The organism is Embleya sp. AB8 (assembly GCF_049739465.1).
Taxonomy (GTDB): Bacteria; Actinomycetota; Actinomycetes; order Streptomycetales; family Streptomycetaceae; genus Embleya.
The window spans coordinates 154547-172769 of record NZ_JBMHHY010000012.1; the positions used below are offsets into that span (position 1 = coordinate 154547).

Here is an 18223-nt window from a genome sequence, read left to right on the forward strand (position 1 = left end):
ACTCAGAGGCCGAAATGATCTCTCTCGCCGCGCTCGTCGTGTTGGCTGCCGCGACGTATCGGGCCACCGCGCTCGCGGTTCACGACTCGATCCTCAACCCCGTCCGCGACCGGATCTTCGACTGGCGGAACCGGCGCCCCGGCTCGAAGGTCCGCGATCTCGTGGTCGATCTGATCTCGTGCGTCTACTGCATGGGGTGGTGGATCGCCGGGGCGTTCCTCGGCGTGTGGCTGGTCGCGACCGACACGTGGGGCGGAACCCCGCTGGTGGTCCACGGGATCGAGTGGTTCGCGGTCGCCGGTGGTGGCGTGCTCCTGAACCGCTGGGACGACTCCCGGGACAGCTCGTGACGGCCCACGGCCTCACCGCGGCTGCCTCCCGCTACACCTCGCGGAAGATCAAAGCGAAGCCGGTCGACCAGAGTTGGCAGTCGGCGGCCTGGACGTTCTATTCCTCCGTCCCCGAGGTCCGGTTCGTGTCGACCTGGATCGGGAACGCGATGGGCGGCGCATCGCTGTACGCCGGCTACCTGGGCGACGACGGGACGATCGAACGCGCCCCGGACGGGCACCGGGCGACGGAGATGGTCGCGAGCATCGCCGGCGGCCCGGACGGGCAGTCGCAACTGCTGCGCCGGTTCGGGTCGCACCTGTTCGTCCCGGGCGAGGGCTGGATCATCATCGAGCCCCAGGACGATGCCCGCCCACCCGCCGAGACATGGAGCGTGCTGTCGGTCAAGGAGGTGAAGCAGCAGAGTGGGAAGCTCGTCGCGGAGATCCGAGGCGAACCGACGGACATCCCGGCGCCGGACCCCGACGCCCCGATCGACGACACAGCACCGATCGCAATCCGTGTGTGGGAGCCGCACCCGGAGCGGTACCTGGAGGCGGACTCCCCGATCCGTTCCAGCCTCGACCTCCTCGAAGAGCTGCAACTGCTCACCGCGGCCGTGAAAGCGATCGCGCGGAGCCGGCTGACGGGCCGGGGGATCCTGTTCGTTCCCAAGGGCACGCGGTTCCCCACCTCGGGCGTGCAGGGGGCTTCCGAGGACGATCTGATCGACGTCCTGATGGAGATCGCGTCGGTCGCCATCAAGGAGCCGGAGAGCGCCGCCGCGACCGTCCCGATCATCCTGGAAGTGCCGGCGGAGACGATCGGCGCATTCCAGCTCCTCAAGTTCGACAGCGACTTCGACGACCTCGCGAGCAAGTTGCGCGAGGAGGCGATCCGTCGGTTCGCGACCGGCGTGGAGATCCCCGCCGAAATCCTCCTCGGCCTGGGCGACGTGAACCACTGGGGCGTGTGGGCCCTGACCAGCGAGGCCATCCGCCTGGGGATCGAACCCAGGTTGCGGACGGTCACCCACGCCCTCACCACCCAGTGGATGCGACCGATCCTCGAGGGCGAGAACGTCGCGGACGCCGAGCGATGGGTGATCGCGGCCGACACGAGCCCGCTGCGGGTGCGGACCAACCGCTCCGAGACCGCGATCAAGCTGTACGAACTCGGCGCGATCGGCGGGCGGGCGGTGCGCCGCGAAGCGGGTTTCGACGAGGACGACGCCCCAACGCCCGAAGAGATCGCCGAACGCGCCCGGCAGAACCAGGACCAGGCCGAGCAGCCGGGTACGAGCGGTGGTGAGTTGCCGGTGGACGAGACGACGGCCGAACCGGACACCCTCCCCGCCGCCGCGTTCCCGCCCGTCGGCGTGAGCGAGGGTCTGTTGGCCGCTGCCGACGGCTTGATCTGGGCGGCGCTCTCGGCCGCCGGCGAGAAGCTGCGCCGTACCCCTGCGTGCCCTCGGTCGGAACGCAGCCGGGCCCGGGAAGTCGACGCCGCAGCCGTGCACACGCTGCTCTCGGTCAGCGTCGAGCAGGTCGAGCAGTGGGGCCTGCTCCAAAGCGCGTGGACCCGTGTCCCCGAGATCGCCGCGCGGTACGGGCTCGCCCCGGACTGCCTGACCGCAAGTCTGGACAGCTACTGCCGCGAGTTGGTCGCCGCCGGGGTGCACCACAGCTACGACGTCGTACCGGCCGCGATCAGCTCGTGCACACAGTTGGCGGTGGCCGCGTGAGCCTGCACATCGTGCCCGTCCGCGCCCGCCAGGCCCGCGAGTTCATCGCCACGTGGCACCGGCACCACCGGCCCCCGGCGGGCTGGGTGTTCACGGTGGGCGTGGCCGACGAGGACCAGGTCCTTCGGGGCGTCGCGATCGCTGGCCGCCCTGTTGCCCGTGCCAGCGACGACGGTTGGACGCTGGAGGTCACGCGGACCGCGACCGACGACCGCGCCCCGAACGGGAACTCGATGCTGTACGGCGCCGCGAGGCGCGCCGCGAAGGCCCTGGGCTACCGGCGGCTCCTCACCTACACACAGGCCAGCGAGAGCGGCGCCAGTCTCCGCGCGGTCGGGTGGAAGGTCGTCGCCGAGCGGCCAGCACGCCCCGGCTGGGACACCCCATCGCGTCGCCGCCGACCTACGGGAACCGAGAACGTGCCGCGCACCCTGTGGGAGGCGCAGCTATGACGCCCGACGAGCAGCGGCCCCGGACACCGGATGTAGCGGCCGGTATCTCCGTGACGACCGGCGACGTCACCGCCTCGTGGTGCCCGACTTGCAAGGCGCACAGCCTCCTCGGCGGTGAGGTCCTGGTCCTCGCACCCGACGGTGTCGCCCGGGTCTCGTCCTGGCGGTGGTGCGAGATCTGCGAGAACCCGGCCTATCCCGAACAGGAGAAGTGCTGTGGACCCTGACCAGCGGCCTGCGCCCGTCGTGCAGTTGTTCGCGCACCACGACCGGCTGTGCCCCGAGTGCGGCGCGCAAACGCTGACCGTCGTGGTCGCCGAGATCACCCTCGGCGCCGAAACCAGGGACGCGGGTGGGTGGGCGCACTGCACGGCCTGCGACGCCATGCCGCACCCGACGATGGAGGTGCCGGATGGACGCTGACCTGAAGGCGGCACTCGACGCGGCCGAGGCGGACATCGCGGCCACGGTCGCCGACGTCCTGGCCGACGTCGCCGACGAGTTCGCCGCCACCTTGGACGAGAGCATCGAGATCGTCGCGGCCCGCTTCTCAGTCTCGCGGATCGCATCGATGTGGCGGGCCCGGGTGCCGCGCATCGTGCGGCGCCTCCTGGGCGTGGTGGAGACGGCGGCGACCACCGCGGCCGAGCAGGTCGACGCGCCGCTGCCCGAGGGGTGGGATGACTTGCCCGGCCGGTACGACGACGGCAGCGATCTCCCGGCATCGCTGGGCTCGTACGTCGACACCACCGAGCACCTGATGCGCGCGGTCGGCAATCGCCTGTCGGCGGTGGCCGTAGCCGAACTCGCGGCGGGCCTGGACGCCGGGGAGGACGTGGAGCAGCTACGGGTCCGGCTCCGCGCGATGTTCGCCCGCGAGGGCGTGCAACTCGGCTCGGTCCGCGAGGAACGCATCGCCCGGACGGAGAGCGGGCGGGCCTGGAACACGGCGACGTTGGCGGCGGCACGGGATCTGGCCGCCCCGGGCCGCCCGTTGGTGAAGCAGTGGTTGACCAGGTTCGACACGCGAGTGCGGGACGCGCACGCGAGCGTCAACGGCACGGTGAAGCCCATCGATGAGGCGTTCACCGTCGCCGGCGTCTCGATGAGCGGACCTCATGACGCGTCGGCGCCGCCGGAGTTGGTGATCAACTGCCGCTGTGGCCTTGCGTTGGCGCCCGCATCCCGCGCTGCAGCCTTCGATTCTCAAGAGCCCCCGGCGAAGACGGTTAACGATCCAAGGGAGACGCGCGTATCGACCACCACGGCCGCCGCAGACGGCAGCCACCTGCAAGGCGCCATGATCGCGCTGATGCCCACGCCCGGCGACGCGGCGCACCTGGTCGTGCCCGGTGGCGAAGCCGTGGAAGAGCTGCACCTGACGCTCCAGTTCCTCGGCGGCGACGGCACGGCCTGGGCCCCGGAGCAGCGCGCCGCGCTTATCGACAACGTCCGCAAGGCCGCGACCGCTCTCGGACCGATCACAGGCCGCGCTTTCGGGGTCGCGTTGTGGAACTCGGACAGCGACACCCCGTCGTGGGTGTGGTCGGTCGGCGACGACCGCGACCGCCCCGACGGCGCCCCCACCCTCGTGGACGCCGCCCGGGCCGCCGCCGAGGCCGTCGCCGCGACTCGGGACACGCCGGAGATGCCAGCTCAGCACTCGCCGTGGGTCGCCCACGTGTGCGCGGCGTACAGCGACGATCCGGCGCTGCTCACCGAGTTGAAAACGCGCCTGGGCCCGATCGCGTTCGATCGCATCCGCATCGCGTTCGCTGGCGACTACACCGACATCCCCCTCGGCCCCCAGGAGGAGCCCATGGAACCCGACACCACGGCCGATGGCCTGCCCGCTCGTCGCTGGTCCACACCCGGTGACAACGCTTTGGCGTTCGAGAACCAGGAGACGGGCGATGGCAGGATTTTCGCCGCCGGCTCGCTGCAATGGGATACGGGGCCGTGGCCGCTCCAGTACGCCGACGAGATGCTGATGGGCCACGAGGGCGCGGAACTCGCGGGCGCGATCGAGACGATGGCCCGCGACGGGGATCGCCTCGCCGGGACGGGTGTGATCTACACCAGCCGCCCGGCCGGACAGGACGCGGTCCTGCTCCTGGAGGAGGGCGCGCCCTTGGGTGTCTCCGTCGACCTGGACGACGTGGCCCTGAAGTTCGTGGATCGCACGCCCGGCTACGACGACGAGGAGTTCGCCCTTGCGGCGTCGCTGGGGTCCGTGGTGTTGGCGTCGGCGAGCCTGCTGCGCCTGCCGGACGGGGCGTGGCTGATCACCGCCCGCAGCGCGGCGGAGTGGTCGGCGTCGGGCTCCGCGTTGTCGCGGGCTCAGCACACGGTGCAGATCATCACCGGCTCGGACGGCGTGGTCTCCGCCGACACCGTGCGGGCCGCGTTCGCGGGGGCGTTCACTGCGGCTGCCGGTGATGCCGACGATCCGGACGGGGGGATCGTCGTCCACAGCGAGACGACGGGCGATTTCCTATTGCGAATCACCCGGGCTCGTGTGCGGGGCGCGACGTTGGTCGCGATGCCCGCGTACGACCGGGCGCGGATCGTCCTGGACCCGATCACCGACGAGGAACCGGTCGCGTCGGCAGTAGCGGCCACTGCGCCGCAGCCGAGCGAGGCGCAGCAGAGGGTCATCGCGTACGTCTCGGTGTGTCCGGGGCCGGTCGGTGCGCGCGAGGTCGCCCAAGCCCTCGGGATGCGGATGGAAGTCGCCAAGGGGCATCTGACCCGGGCTGCCGTCGCAGGGCGTCTCGTGCGTCTCGCGAGCGGCCTGTACGTGGGTGTGACGACCATGCCGGAGGGCCCGCACGCGGCCACCCTCGACGGGCCCGACTCGGAAGTCGATGGCGGTGGTGACGATCTCCTCGCGTCCGCGTGGACGGCGATGCGGGACATGCCGCCGATGCCCGCAGCCTGGTTCCGCGAACCGACCGCCGCCGAACTGCCTCCGGGCTCGGGTGGTGTGCACTACGCGAACGGTCGGATCTACGGCTGGGTAGCCCAGGCCGGGGAGCCGCACGCCGGGATGCCTGGCCGGAACCTGACAATCGACAGCCTCGGGGACATCGACACGACGCATTTCCTGCGGGCGAAGTTCCGTCTGGACGACGGCTCCCAGGTCAAGGTGGGTGCGTTCACGATGAACGTCGGTCACCACCGCGACGGTGCCGAGTGCGAGAACGCCGCATGCCAGTTCGATGACTCCCGGACTGTGGCCGGGATCGTGACCGTCGGTATGAACGCCCGGGGGATGTGGTTCAGCGGGGCCGCGTCACCGTGGCTGTCCGAGTGGGACCGCCAGGTGTTCACCGCATGCCAGCCGAGCTACCACATGAAGCAGGGGCGAGGCGGCAAGTGGCAGCTGCGCGCGGTATTGACCGTCCCGGTCCCTGGACACTCCTCGCCGCTCCTGGCCGCTGCCGTCGCCGAGCGGGCCCAGGTCGCGCTCGCGGCATCAGCCGCCAGTGTCCCCACTCACCCGGACAGCGCGTCCGGACACCGCGCGGACACCGCGACCGCCGTGTCCGCGCGCGTGTCCGGACAAGTGACGGCGCACCCCGCTGACTTGGTCGGACACCGTCCGGATTCCGCTCCCGGACAGCGTCCGGAAACGGAGTCCGGCGAGATCGTCGCGGCCGTCGATGCGCTGCTCACCAGCCCCGAGTTCCTCAACCGATTCACCGAAGCCCTCGAACGCCGGGAGGCCAACCGCATCGCGGCCCGGGAAGAGGTCGAGCGACTCCTCGCGGCCGTCGCCCCGGCACGCCAGGAAATCGCTGCCAACATGGCTGGCACCGTCACGACCGGAGGCATGTGACATGGCTTGCAACTGCGGCAAAGCGAACAAGCAGCAGTGGGAAGTCGTCGCGACTACAGGGAAGGTCGTCTTCACCTCGGTGTCGAAGGCCACCGCCGACACCGTGAGCAAGCGATACCCCGACAGCACGGTCCGGGAGAAGGCCAAACCGACGTCGACACCCGCGACGTAGTGGCGTCGCTTGACACCCGATCGCCCACCAGGTCGGCGGGCTAAGATTTCCGCGAGACCGCTGGTTCTGGGCCGGGTCCTCCAACGCGTCATTGGAGATCCGGCCCATGGAACCGTTCGAGCTGCCCGACGACATCACCGCCCTCAACGACGACGAGCTGTCCGCGCTCTTGGAGGGCGCGGTCGCCGCGTTCGATGCGCGGTGCTCCAAGTCCGTCGTCACCCCGACGGACTTGGAGCAGCTCCGCGCGCTCGCGACCGGCGTCGACAAGATCCGGAACGAGCAGGCCGCCCGCCAGGAAGCGGCGCAGCAGGCCGCGACGGAGATCGACGCCCTGGCCGCGCAGGTGCGTGGCGGTAGTCCGGGCCCGGAACCCGTCGCCGATCCGGTGGAGCCGACGGCCGCCGTGGTCGAGACCGGGCCGGAGCCCGTGGCCGAGACGAAGACCACTGCGGCCGCCGCGACGAACCGGCCCGCGCTCAACCTCGCGGGCGTCCGGCGTCGGCAGCCGCGTGTGCTGCCCGAGCCGCCTGCCCCGACAACCAGCATCACCGCGGCCGTCGACGTTCCCGGTTACACGCCCGGTCAGGAACTCGATTTCGACTCGATCACCGCAGGCATCATCTCCCGCGCGAACGCGCTGAAGACGGCCGGTGGCGGGGTGGGTCAGGTCATCTCATACCGGCACCCGTACCCGCAGGAGTTGATCGTCACCGATTCCTCGTCGGCGCCGGAGGGCACGACGGTGGCGCTCACCGCGTCGATGCAGTCCCGGCTCCCGCAGCGCACCCTGACGGCATCCGGTGGCTGGTGTTCCCCGTCGCAGACCATCTACGAACTGTTGGACGTGGCCTGCCCGGACATGCTGTGGGACGCCCCGGAGATCCAACTCGCGCGTGGTGGCCTGCGCTACTACAAGACCCCGAGCCTGGACGTCGCGGCGATGACTTGGGTCCACACCGAAGCCGACGACATCTCGGGCGCGGTCAAGCCCTGCTTCCGGATTCCGTGCCCCGACCCGGTCGAGGTCCGGTGCGACGCCGTCGGCGTTTGCCTCGAAGCAGGCATCCTGACGCAGCGTCACTTCCCGGAGCTCGTCAACTGGTACCTCCGCAACAGCATGATCGCGCACGAGATCCGCATCAGGCAGGTCCTGTTTCAGCAGGCCCTAACCGGAGCGACCCCGGTCGTCCTGCCCGCCAGCATGGCCGCGCTGTCCGCTGTCTACGCGGGCGTCGCGCTCCAGGCCGCCGACATCATCGAGCGGCACAGCCTGTGTGAGTCGACCGCGTTGGAAGTCGTCTTCCCGTGGTGGTCGCACAACCTGTTCCTCGCCGACCTCGCGCGCCGTAACGGCGTGGATGTCGATGAGGTGACCACCGTCGACCTCCAGAACCTGTTCGCGCCCCTCGGTGTCCGCGTCCAGTGGGCGCGTGGCCTTCCCCCGGGCGTCCCGACCGACATCGGCACGACGGCCCCGGCGCTGGACTGGCCGGCGACGCTTCAGTTCTTGATCTACCCGGCCGGGTCGCTCCAAGTCGGCCGAGGCGAGGAAGTCAACCTCGGCGTCATCCACGACTCGACCAAGTTCCGGACCAACGACTACACCGCGTTGTTCGCGGAGGAATGCGTCGCACTGGTCGACAGGTCGGTGGACACCCGCCGCGTGACCGTCCCGATCTGCCCGAGCGGCGTGACCGGCGGCCAGACGGCCCTGGCCTGCCCGAGCGCCTGATCGGCCCGGCTACCCCTTGCGCGCGCCGGGCCCCTGACTCGGGCCCGGCCGCGCACCGCTCCCGCTCGATTGGAGACGCGTGATGCCGGCAGGGCTGCGCAGCTACGTCGAGGCGATCCCTGGCATGCCACTCCCCCACGGCATCCTCGGCGCTTCGTGCACGACCGTCATCGACGTCCCCGAGGATCGCATCCACGAGCTCAACGGCGTCGAGTGGCAGAGCCTCGGCTGTTGCCCCGTCAAGGTCTGGGCCGACCCCTGCGAGTACAACCCGCTCGGCCCGCCGCCCACCAAGGAGTTCTGCCGACTGGAGACCGAGCACGCCAGCCCGATCCACGTCTACGCAGGCGCCGAGTGTTCCGCCCCCGGCTGGTCGTACACGCAGGCCAGGGCCCACGCACTCCAGTCCCTCGAACTCGGGGAGCAGCAGGCCGTAGAGGCCAGCTTCTGGCGCAGCAAGCTCACAGCGGACGCGGTCGACCTCACCCCGGCCGCCGGGCCGCTGAGCATCGCCCAAGGCGTCGCCGTCCTGGAAGGCTGCCTGGCCGAGACGTACGGCGGCGTCGGCACCATCCACGTCCCTGCCGGCGTGGCAGCGCTCCTCGGCTGCTGCAACCTCTTGCGGGAAGACCCGGAGACCGGCGCGCAGCGCACCCTCGCCGGGAACTGCGCGGTGATCGGAGCTGGCTACTCGGCGGAAAACACCGGTCCCGGCGGCATCCCGGCCGATCCCGGCACCACCTGGCTCTACATCACCGGCCCGCTCGTCGTCCGCCGCGGCCCCGTCGACGTCACCCCCGACCGGCCCGGCTCGTCCGTGAACATCCGCAACAACGACCGCAAGGTCTTGGCCGAGCGCACGTACGTCGTCGGCACCACATGCACCGTCTGCGCCGTGAAGGTGATGGTCCACCCGTGAACGAGAACCTCATCCGCGTCCGGCCGACTGCCGCGAGCCGCACCGCGTTCGCACGCTGGGCAGTCGCCCAGGACCCGAAGGTCCGCACCATCGGCCCGGACACCTTCGCCGTCCCGGCCGACCTGTTCGTCCACGCGCCCGAGGAACTACTGAGCGGCGCCATCGTCGATGGGCGCCGGTATGTCTCCCCGGTGGAGGAAGCCGCCCTCGGCCAGCCTGCCCCCGGCGCACCGGAGCCCCCGGGCGTCGCCACCGCGGCCGACCTTACGGCGAGGGTCCCCAGCGAGCGCGAGGGCGCACCGGACAATCCGTTGCCGGACGACACCCCGATCCGCCCGGTACAGCTCGACGGCGCCCCCGGCGTGGACAACGACCCACGCAACCACAACGGCGAAATCACCTGCGATCTCTGCGAGCGCGAGTTCACCAGCACGCGCGGCCGGGATGCCCACCGCCGCCAGGCGCACCCGGAGGCGTGATCGTGCCCGTCAGGTCCGTGCGATGCTGCCAGCTCCGTCCCGACCCCGGCTTACTGCGCCCCGCGTGGATCCAGGTCAACGTGATGCGACATCTATGCTTCCTCGGCGCGTCGAGTCAGTCTGTCCAGCCGCGTAACTCCGCGCCTTTTCGCCCGTTAAGCAAATCATGATTAATCGACATTTGACCGCTGCTTTGGTCGCCTTTGCCAGTGTCGTCTTGCTGCTGCCTACATCCGCCCAGGCCATCGCGGCGCCACGCCTTGGGAACTGCGCGCCGGGCGAGCTCTGCCTTTGGAAGCAGGCCGGTTTCAAAGGCGGGAAACAGGTGTACGACGTGACGCGCATCAACATGGAGAACTGCACCGCGCTGCCGTCAGGCACCGACGCCCAGTCCCTCGTCAACCGGACCGGGCGGCCGGTCACCGTGTACCAGTCCGACGCATGCCTGGAGACGGCCGAGTTCGACACGTATCCCGGCGACAGCACCTGGGTTCCCCAAGTCCCCTATCGGGTTAGGGCGTTCAAGGTGTGGGAGAGTTGATGCGCGGTACCGGTTTCACCCAGGTTCACGTCGATGCCATCGTCACGGCACTTCCCGCACACCGGCCGCTGGCGGCCGGGTTTGGTCTGGATGCGCAACAACGTGAGCCGTTCTGGCGCCCTTCCGAAGGTCGCGCCCCGCCCAATCGTGGGCCCTACACTCGAACCGGTGCCGCTGGTTGTGGGCCGGGCCACCCCTACATCGATGTAGAGAGGCGGCCCGCGATGCGTAGGTGTTGCGGCGAGCAGCAGTGCACGTGCGTGATCACCGCAGGGGACGGCCTGACCCGGACCGGGACGGGATCCCTGAGTTCGCCCTACAAGATCAGCGCCGATATCTCCGACGACGCCGACAACAACCTGATCTTCGGCACCGACCGCGGCCTGTTCGTGCCGACGCCGCACGCACCGGTCGTAGGCTGCGGCCTCACCGGTGACGGCACGGCCGGCGCACCGATCACCGCAGTCCCGGCGGGTGGCCGGGAAGAGTGGCCGTGGGCGTGCGATGCCGCCACCGAGTCGACCCTGAAGTGCGATCCCACGAGCGGTGCACTGTGGGCACCGCCCGACCACGTCTCTGCCGCCGACCGCGTCTACGTGGACCACTTCGCCGCCGGTGGACCCACCCTCGGGACCACCGGTGGATGGAAGGTGTTCGACCCCAACGCGAACGCGCAGTTCAATGTGCCCGCGAACTTCCTCGGGAACAAGTGCCGTACCTGGTCCTATCTGACGGTCGCGTCCGGGACATGGGATGTCAGCTTCAGCGCGGACGCGGAATTCGAACTGGGTTACGTGCTGACGGTCGACGGGGGTGACGGCACCCCGTGGGCGCTGTGGGGAATCCTGACGCCCCCGGGCGTCGCGCGGCGGGAGCGCGACAGCGGCGTGGCCTTCGACACCGCGTTCGGTCTCGACCCGGCCCTGCCTCGGAACATGGTGTTCTACCCGGCAGCGAACGTGATCGCGGGCAGCGTCACGATCAACGGGTGGAGCACCGACGCCGCGATCCACAGCAGCACCAACACCCCCTGACTGGAGGCCAAACCACGATGGCGCGGTACTTCATCGCCCCAGACGACACGCAGTTCGTAACGCACGGCGGCATGTTGGCGCAGTCGCCGGAGGGTTGGGAGGAGGTTGGCGCCGAGGAGTACACGGCGCGCCTCGCCGCGCGCAAGGAGATCGGGGCGGAGCGGGCCTCCGCGTGGATCGCCACCGAGCGGTGCAAGGAGCGTGACCCGTCGGCCGCCGGCCCCTGAACCGCCGGAAGGAGCGGGGATCGAACACCCCGTCCACCCGGGGACGTCGGCCCCGCGCGGCTATGCTGGTGAGCACGCCGCTGGTTGTGGGCCGGGCCGACCAACACCTGTTGGAGGCCCGGAATGTCCTGCCCCCTGATTGCCAACGCGGACACCATGCGGCTCACGCGCGTCGATGGCTGTGGCCGGCCCATCTGCGGTGACGACAGCGCGTTCGTCTTCGACTGCTTCGCGAAATTGAGTATGAACGCCAACGTCGACGAGGGCGACGACGTCGAGTACAAGGCCGCGAACGGCCGCGTCTGCGGCTTCAAACGCGGATGCCCTTCCTTCAAGGGCTACGACGTCGAACTCGACTTCTTCAGCGTCTCGCCGGAGCTGATCGAGATCGCCACAGGAAACCCGGTGGTATACGGGTTCGACGGCAAGCCGATCGGCTACGACGACTGCTCGGTCCGGTGCAACGGCGGCTTCGCACTGGAGTTGTGGGCCGAGGTTCTGGGCGAGGACGTGTGTAAGACCACCAGCGGTGGTCACGGCGCCTGGATCTACTTCCTCTTGCCGTGGGTCAGCAACGGGAGATTGGGTGATCTCGAAATCGGCAGCGAGGCCGCGAGTCTGACCCTGACCGGGGCGACTCGCGCCAGCGGGGCATGGGGCGTCGGCCCGTACAACGTCGTGGCCGTCGACGCGGCTGGCATGGCAGGTCCGATGCTCACGCCGCTGGGAGCGAACTGCCATCGCCGCACGTTCCTTACGACCATTGCGCCGCCTGCGGCGACCTGCGCCTACGCTCCGGTCACCGGCCCCCCCTGTCTGGCGTCCTGATCGTGGACGCACCCGACTCGTTCGACGTCGGGCACATCGGTCGGTGCATCCGGCGAGCCTTCCCGATGCCGTGCCGCTACGAGACCGGGGGGCCGTAATGCCGCTTCAGATCGGGCCCTGCGATCCGTGGGACATCGAGCTTTGCTGCACGTTGCCCGAGGACTTGGACGCGGCCGTGATCGAGCGTTGGCAACGCGTCGCCTCACAGCTCCTGTGGCGCCTTTCGGGCCGGCGCTGGGGGCCGTGCCCGGTGACGGTGCGGCCGTGCCGCCGCTCATGCCTGGATGACACGCCCGCGTCCTGGCAGGCTGGCGGTGGCATCGGGCCGTGGGTGCCGTACGTCGGCGTTGATGGCGCTTGGCGTAACGCCTCGGTGTGCGGGTGCAGATCGTCGTGCTCATGTGGCGAGTTGTGCGAAGTCAAGCTCAGCGGCCCGGTGTACGACGTCCTCGCGGTGAATGTCGACGGCGTGGACCTGGTCCCGGAGGCGTACCGCGTCGACACCTCGGGGCTGCTGGTGCGTACCGACGGGGAGTGCTGGCCGGCGTGCCAGGACATGGCAGCCCCCGAAGGCGCGCCGGGTACCTTCACCGTCACCTACCGGTGGGGCTTGCCGCTGGACGAAGGCGCGATCGCCGCCGTGTCCGAGCTGACCTGCCAGCTCGTCCTCGCCTGCCTACCCGCCGGGTCGAAAGGCTGCGGCGAATGTCGCTTGCCCGGCAACATCAAGCGGGTCATGCGCCGGGGCATGGAGATCGAAATGGCAGACCCGACGGTCATTTTCGCCGAGGGACGAACCGGCCTTCCCTTGGTCGATCTGTGGCTGAGCACGGTGAACCCGTACAGGCTCGCTGGCGCGTCCCAGGTCTACAGCCCCGACTACACACGACCGAGGGTGACGACATGGCCCTGACCGCTCTGGCCGTCCATGACCTCGCGGAGACCGTCCTCGGTTGCGTGTGCGCCGCTCTGGAGGTCACCGCGGTAGAGGTCGAGGGTCAACCCGGGTGCCCTTGCCGGTCGTGCGTCGTCCCGGGCCCGCCGGAGATGGATGGCTGCAACGAGCCATGTGGCGTGGACAGTGCCGGGGGGCAACTCACCGTCCACGTCGCCCGGATCTTCCCCACCCACTCGTTCCCGGTGGACGATCGCCTGATCCTGGGCGGGCGGAACTGCACACCGCCGCCAACGACCGCCGTCGAGCTGGTGGTCACCCTGCTGCGGTGTGTCCCGACCGTCGACGAACGGGGGTGCCCGCCCGGCTGCGACGAGTTGTCCGTCGCAGCCCGCGCGGTGCACGTTGACACCGTCACCATCTATAACGCCTTGCTCTGCTGCCTGCCGACGACTGGCCAGCGCCGCCGGAGCCCGCAATTCTTCCTGGGCACACAGCGTGTCCTGGAGCCGGACGCCGGCTGCATGGGCGTGGAGCAGCGCGTCACCGTGGCCCTGCCCGGGTGCGGCTGCCCGACGGACGAGGAGAGCCCGTGAGTGTCGAGGTACGGATCAACCAGGGCCGAATCTCCCGGCTCCTGCGGCTGCGCGGCGGACGGGTGGAGCGCAAGCTCGCCGAGCGCACGCAGCGGGTGGCTCGGATCGCCGAGCGGACCGCGCCCGGCAGCATGGGCGGCTACATCTCATGGAAGACCATGGAGGGACCGGGGGGACTGCAAGGTGTCGTTCTGTGCGACCACCCGGCGACGCTGTACGTCCTCAACGGCACCCGGCCGCACATCATCCGCCCGCGCCGGGCAAAAGCGCTTCGGTTCGCGGTGGGTGGAAGAATCGTTTTCGCGCAGGTCGTGCACCACCCGGGCACGCGGCCGAACAACTTCCTTGGCCGAGCCCTGCGCGAGGGCCGCTGAGCGAGCGCAGTCGCGCCGTCACGGGCCGGCGCCGGTCGCGGCTACCCTTCGGGGCACGCCGCTGGTTTTGGGCCGGGCGACCGCGCGGGAGGAAGGGCACCCGTACCGTGGCCACGAAGAAGTTTGCACTCAACACCGAACCCCACATCGCCGTGGTCGGCGACGTGGAGTTGCTGTTCCAACCAGAGGTCATGGGCGATGAGTTCCTGGATGCCTACAGTCGCCTCCAGGACACGACGAAACGCCTGAACATCGACCTGGCCGACGCAACGAACGCGGACCTGGGGACGCTTCGCGAGGCGACCGTCGCCCTGCGCATGTTCCTCGTCAGTCTCATGCTTCCCGAGTCGGCCACAGTGTTCGCCCGATGGGACGTCGTCGTCAGTGGTGGGAAGGTCGTCGCCTCGCACGCCGACCCGGAGGAGGCTCGCGAGGCCGCCGGGGGGCGGAAGGGCGCCCGGGTCGTCGACCAGTCGATGCGGTTCCCGGACCGCGTGCTCGTCGAATTGCTGGAGTGGGTCGTTGAGTTGTATGGAGGCGGCACCCGCCCTCCTACGTCGTCCAACGGCTCTGCGCTGGCATCATCGAGTCCTGGGATTCTTGGGAAGGGAAACTCGCGCTCCAGGGCGTCGACGTCCACGCGTGGCCGCTGAGGGTGATGTTGGCTGCTGCCGAGGCGGCCATCGATGACGGGGCCGAGAACGATGCCGAGCGGCAGCGGAATCGGGCCAAGCTCTACACACCGCCTCGGACGGCCGAGGGCCGACGTACGAGATCACCCGGCCTGCGCCTGGACCGGGAGCAGGCGCAGGCGTTGATGGCGCAAATCGCCGCCGAGGACTCGAAGCTGGCCGGGAGGCGCACCAGCTAGTCTGGACATTGCCGCTGGTTTTGGGCCGGGCAACCACCGCGTAAGACGGGGTTGCCTTGGCAGGCGAAGAGGACTACGGCGTCGGCCGCATCACCATCGTCCTGGACGATGCGGGTGCGGTCGCGGACGCCCGTAGCCTCGGCGACCGGATCACGCGGGCGCTCGACCGCAGCACCCGCACCGTCGGCGCGCAGATCCGGCGCAACATCGAACGCGGCCTTGCTGCCGCCGGTGCCATCGGCGTCCGGGTAGAGCCGGACCTTCGACGGTTCGACGCCCAGCTGTTGGCCGGGCTCCGCAACCTCGGCAGCATCGAAGTGCCGGTTCTGCCGGACCTTCGGCGGTTCGACGCCCGGCTCCTGGCCGGGCTCCGCAACCTCGGCAGCATCGAAGTGCCGGTTCTGCCGGACCTCACCGGGTTCGCGGAACGCATCCGGGCGGCGTTGGTCGGCCGGGAGTTCGGGGTCCGCGTCGTCCCGGACCTGTCGGGCTTCGACGAGCGGATCCGGACGCATCGCGCCCCGAGCGTCCGGGTCAACGCGAAGGTCGACTCCGACCGGTTCACCCGGTCCTTGAGCGGCCTGGGTCGTATCGCCGCGCGGGTGGCCGGTGCCCTCGGGGGTCTGCTGCGCCTCGGCGCGATCGGCATCGCGGCGGCCAGTGCTGCGCAAGCAGTGGGCGGGCTTGCTGCGGCCCTCGCCCCGGCAGCAGGGATCATCGCCGCAGTGCCGGCCGCGATCGCCGGCTTCGCGGCTGCTGCGGGCACGCTGCGCCTGGCGCTGTTCGGCGTCGGTGATGCCCTGACCGCCGCATTCAGCGGCGACGCTGCGGCGTTCGACGAGGCCATCAAGGGCCTGGCCCCGGCCGCGCAGGAGGCAGCCACCGCGGTCCGGGGGCTCGCGCCGGAGCTCAAGGCCCTTCAGCAGGCCGTCCAGCAGTCTTTTTTCCGGCAGTTCGCCGGTCAGGTCGCGGGGGCTGTCGGCAACCTGCTGCCGCTGCGCGCCAATCTCCAGGGCATTGCCGCCGGGTTCGGCGCTGCGGTCAGCGAGGGGCTGAAGTTCGCCCAGTCGCAACAGGCCCTCGCGGGGATCCGAGGGGTCCTCCAGGGTGCGCAGGACGCCGTGGCCGGCCTGGCCAGCGGTGTCCGGCCGCTGGTTCGAGGCTTCCTCGACGTTGCTGCCGCCGTCAGCAAGGCGTTCGGGGCGGAACTCGGCTCCGGCATCGAGGGCCTGGCAACCCGCTTCGGGAACTTCCTGTCCCGGGTCGCCGATTCCGGGCGGGCGGTCGCGTGGGTCGACCAGGCGCTCGACACGTTCGCGCGGCTCGGCGACGTCGTCGGCAACGTCGGGAGCATCCTCAAGGGGCTGTTCGCGGCAGCGACGGCGTCCGGCGGTGGGTTCCTCGGCAACCTCCAGCAGATCACCTCTGCGTTCGGGGCGTTCGTCAACTCGGCGCGGGGCCAGGAGGCGATCGGGAACCTCTTCCGGACGATCAGCCAGATCGCCGCCCAACTGGGCCCGATCCTGACGGCGCTGGTTGCGCAGATCGGGGTGATCGCTCCGTCGCTGGCGCCGATCTTCACGGCCTTGGGCCCGGCGATCGTCGGGCTGATCAACACCCTCGGCCCCGGGGTAGCCGCGCTCGCGCCCAGTCTTCAGGCTGTCGCGAGTGCGGTGGCGGCCACGTTCGCCGCCATCGGACCGGCTCTCGGGCCCTTGGGCGCAGCCTTGGGGTTGGTGCTCACGGCCCTGGCTCCGCTGCTGCCCCTCGCGGGTCAGCTCATCGCAGTCCTGGCTGCTGGCCTGGCTCCGGCGCTTCAGGCCCTGGTCGGGCTCCTTGCTCCGATCGTCGCTGCCTTGGCAGGGGCCCTGCTGCCGATCCTGCCGCAAGTCGCCACGGCCTTCGCGGGCTTGGCCAGCGCGCTGTCGCCCCTGGTCGCGGGGAGCGGCCGGGCGCTCGCCGGACTCATCGGGTCTCTCGCGCCGCTGCTGAGCGGCTTGGCCGGGGGGCTCGTGCGGGTGACGACGGCGTGCCTCCCGGTCATCGGGGCCCTGACGAATGCCCTGCTGCCCGTCCTGCCGTCGCTCGCTACGGCGTTCACCGCCCTCGTGGGCGCGCTCCTGCCCTTGGTGCCGCCCGTCGCCAAGTTGCTGGTCGCGTTGGCTCCGTTGGTGGTGCTCGCCGTGCGGCTGCTTGGCCCGGTCTTGCAGATCGGAGCAGCGTTCCTGACGTGGCTGACGCTTGCCGCAGTCGTGGCCGTCGTCCAAGGCATCGTCAGTGTCCTCGCCAGCCTGGTGGGCGGCTTGACCGCTGCGGTGACGTTCGTGACCGGCCTGCCGGGGTTGATCCTTTCGGCGCTGACCACGGGATTCCAGGCCGTAGTCGGCTTCTTCACGCAGTTGCCGACCCTGATCCTCGCCGCGCTGGCCGCGTTGCCCGGGCTATTGGTGAGCGTGTTCGTGTACTCCCTGGCCGGTGTCGGTATCGCCCTGCTGACGGCGATCGCAGCCATCGTCTTCGTGTTCTTCCAGATGCCGACGCAGATCGCGAACGCGCTGGTGAGCCTGGGCTTCGTCATCGCCGACGCGTTCGCCTCAGCCGGGTCGTCGGCGCTGTCCGCCGCTTCTTCGTTCGGGTCGTCGGTGGTGTCGTTCTTCTCCGGACTGCCCGGCAGCATCGGCAGCGCGCTGTCGGCGGTCGGCTCGCAGATCGCCAACGTGTTCGATAACGCGGCCAACTCGGCGCGCTCCGCAGTGAATTCGTTGATCTCAAGCATCGTCAGCCTGTTCTCTACGCTGCCCGGTCGAATCGTGAGCTCGTTGGGCGACATCGGCTCGCGGATCGTGTCCAAGATCAAGTCAGGGTTGCCATCGGCCGTCAGGGCGGCTTTGCCGTTCGCGAACGGCGGGATCGTCCGCTCCCCTGTCCTGGGCTTGGTCGGTGAGGCCGGCCCCGAGGTGATCATCCCGCTGACCAGGCCCCGGCGCGCCGCCGAACTCGCGGAGAAGTCGGGGTTGCTGCGCCTCCTCGCCGCTCGGGGCGGCGCCGCGAAGGCAGGCGGCGGCCGGGCCCAGGCTGGCAACTCGCAGGTTACGCACGTCTGGAACATCGCTTCCCGGATCTCGGATCCGCGAGTCCTGTCTCAGCATCTGTACGGGCAGATCGCACTGGCCGCGGGGGTGTGA

At 70.1% G+C, this 18223-nt stretch carries 19 protein-coding genes; all 19 read left to right on the top strand.

Annotation, left to right across the window (positions count from 1 at the left end):
* Positions 1-14 precede the first annotated feature (14 nt).
* The 19 genes from ABIA38_RS19235 to ABIA38_RS19325 all read left to right on the top strand — a co-directional run bounded on the left by ABIA38_RS19235 (position 15) and on the right by ABIA38_RS19325 (position 18223).
* A complete protein-coding gene (locus tag ABIA38_RS19235; protein ID WP_424639914.1) occupies positions 15-350 on the top strand; it encodes a DUF1360 domain-containing protein in 336 nt (111 codons plus the stop codon).
* Positions 347-2074 (top strand): hypothetical protein, encoded by a 1728-nt coding sequence (locus ABIA38_RS19240; protein ID WP_424639915.1) that lies wholly within the window; start codon positions 347-349, stop codon positions 2072-2074. The genes ABIA38_RS19235 and ABIA38_RS19240 overlap by 4 nt, the downstream gene beginning before the upstream one ends.
* The gene (locus ABIA38_RS19245; protein WP_424639916.1) at positions 2071-2526 is read left to right on the top strand and encodes an XF1762 family protein; all 456 of its coding nucleotides are present in this window, start codon (positions 2071-2073) and stop codon (positions 2524-2526) included. Before ABIA38_RS19240 ends, ABIA38_RS19245 begins: the two co-directional genes overlap by 4 nt.
* A 50-nt stretch (positions 2527-2576) precedes the next feature.
* Entirely contained in the window at positions 2577-2753 is a 177-nt protein-coding gene (locus ABIA38_RS19250) for a hypothetical protein (RefSeq protein WP_424639917.1), read from the top strand.
* Complete coding sequence (locus tag ABIA38_RS19255) at positions 2743-2949, top strand: hypothetical protein (protein WP_424639918.1); 207 nt, start codon at positions 2743-2745, stop codon at positions 2947-2949. Before ABIA38_RS19250 ends, ABIA38_RS19255 begins: the two co-directional genes overlap by 11 nt.
* A complete protein-coding gene (locus ABIA38_RS19260) occupies positions 2939-6367 on the top strand; it encodes a phage minor head protein (RefSeq protein WP_424639919.1) in 3429 nt (1142 codons plus the stop codon). The genes ABIA38_RS19255 and ABIA38_RS19260 overlap by 11 nt, the downstream gene beginning before the upstream one ends.
* Positions 6368-6645: 278 nt before the next feature.
* Positions 6646-8274 (top strand): major capsid protein, encoded by a 1629-nt coding sequence (locus ABIA38_RS19265; RefSeq protein ID WP_424639920.1) that lies wholly within the window; start codon positions 6646-6648, stop codon positions 8272-8274.
* Between the two features lie 82 nt (positions 8275-8356).
* On the top strand, positions 8357-9193 hold the full coding sequence (locus tag ABIA38_RS19270; protein WP_424639921.1) for a cupin: 837 nt from the start codon (positions 8357-8359) through the stop codon (positions 9191-9193).
* Positions 9190-9672: a hypothetical protein gene (locus ABIA38_RS19275; protein WP_424639922.1), complete on the top strand. Its 483-nt coding sequence runs from the start codon at positions 9190-9192 to the stop codon at positions 9670-9672. The genes ABIA38_RS19270 and ABIA38_RS19275 overlap by 4 nt, the downstream gene beginning before the upstream one ends.
* A gap of 166 nt (positions 9673-9838) precedes the next feature.
* Positions 9839-10213, top strand: a complete 375-nt coding sequence (locus ABIA38_RS19280; protein ID WP_424639923.1) for a peptidase inhibitor family I36 protein — start codon at positions 9839-9841, stop codon at positions 10211-10213.
* A gap of 260 nt (positions 10214-10473) precedes the next feature.
* Entirely contained in the window at positions 10474-11247 is a 774-nt protein-coding gene (locus tag ABIA38_RS19285) for a hypothetical protein (RefSeq protein WP_424639924.1), read from the top strand.
* Between the two features lie 17 nt (positions 11248-11264).
* On the top strand, positions 11265-11474 hold the full coding sequence (locus tag ABIA38_RS19290) for a hypothetical protein (protein WP_424639925.1): 210 nt from the start codon (positions 11265-11267) through the stop codon (positions 11472-11474).
* A 123-nt stretch (positions 11475-11597) separates the two neighbouring features.
* Positions 11598-12302 (top strand): hypothetical protein, encoded by a 705-nt coding sequence (locus ABIA38_RS19295; protein WP_424639926.1) that lies wholly within the window; start codon positions 11598-11600, stop codon positions 12300-12302.
* Positions 12303-12399: 97 nt separating this feature from the next.
* Positions 12400-13215, top strand: coding sequence for a hypothetical protein (locus tag ABIA38_RS19300; protein ID WP_424639927.1), 816 nt, complete (start codon positions 12400-12402; stop codon positions 13213-13215).
* A gap of 161 nt (positions 13216-13376) precedes the next feature.
* The gene (locus ABIA38_RS19305; protein WP_424639928.1) at positions 13377-13793 is read left to right on the top strand and encodes a hypothetical protein; all 417 of its coding nucleotides are present in this window, start codon (positions 13377-13379) and stop codon (positions 13791-13793) included.
* Positions 13790-14167, top strand: coding sequence for a hypothetical protein (locus ABIA38_RS19310; protein ID WP_424639929.1), 378 nt, complete (start codon positions 13790-13792; stop codon positions 14165-14167). Before ABIA38_RS19305 ends, ABIA38_RS19310 begins: the two co-directional genes overlap by 4 nt.
* Positions 14168-14274: 107 nt before the next feature.
* Entirely contained in the window at positions 14275-14820 is a 546-nt protein-coding gene (locus ABIA38_RS19315; protein WP_424639930.1) for a hypothetical protein, read from the top strand.
* Between the two features lie 5 nt (positions 14821-14825).
* Positions 14826-15038, top strand: a complete 213-nt coding sequence (locus ABIA38_RS19320) for a hypothetical protein (protein WP_424639931.1) — start codon at positions 14826-14828, stop codon at positions 15036-15038.
* Between the two features lie 56 nt (positions 15039-15094).
* The gene (locus tag ABIA38_RS19325) at positions 15095-18223 is read left to right on the top strand and encodes a hypothetical protein (RefSeq protein ID WP_424639932.1); all 3129 of its coding nucleotides are present in this window, start codon (positions 15095-15097) and stop codon (positions 18221-18223) included.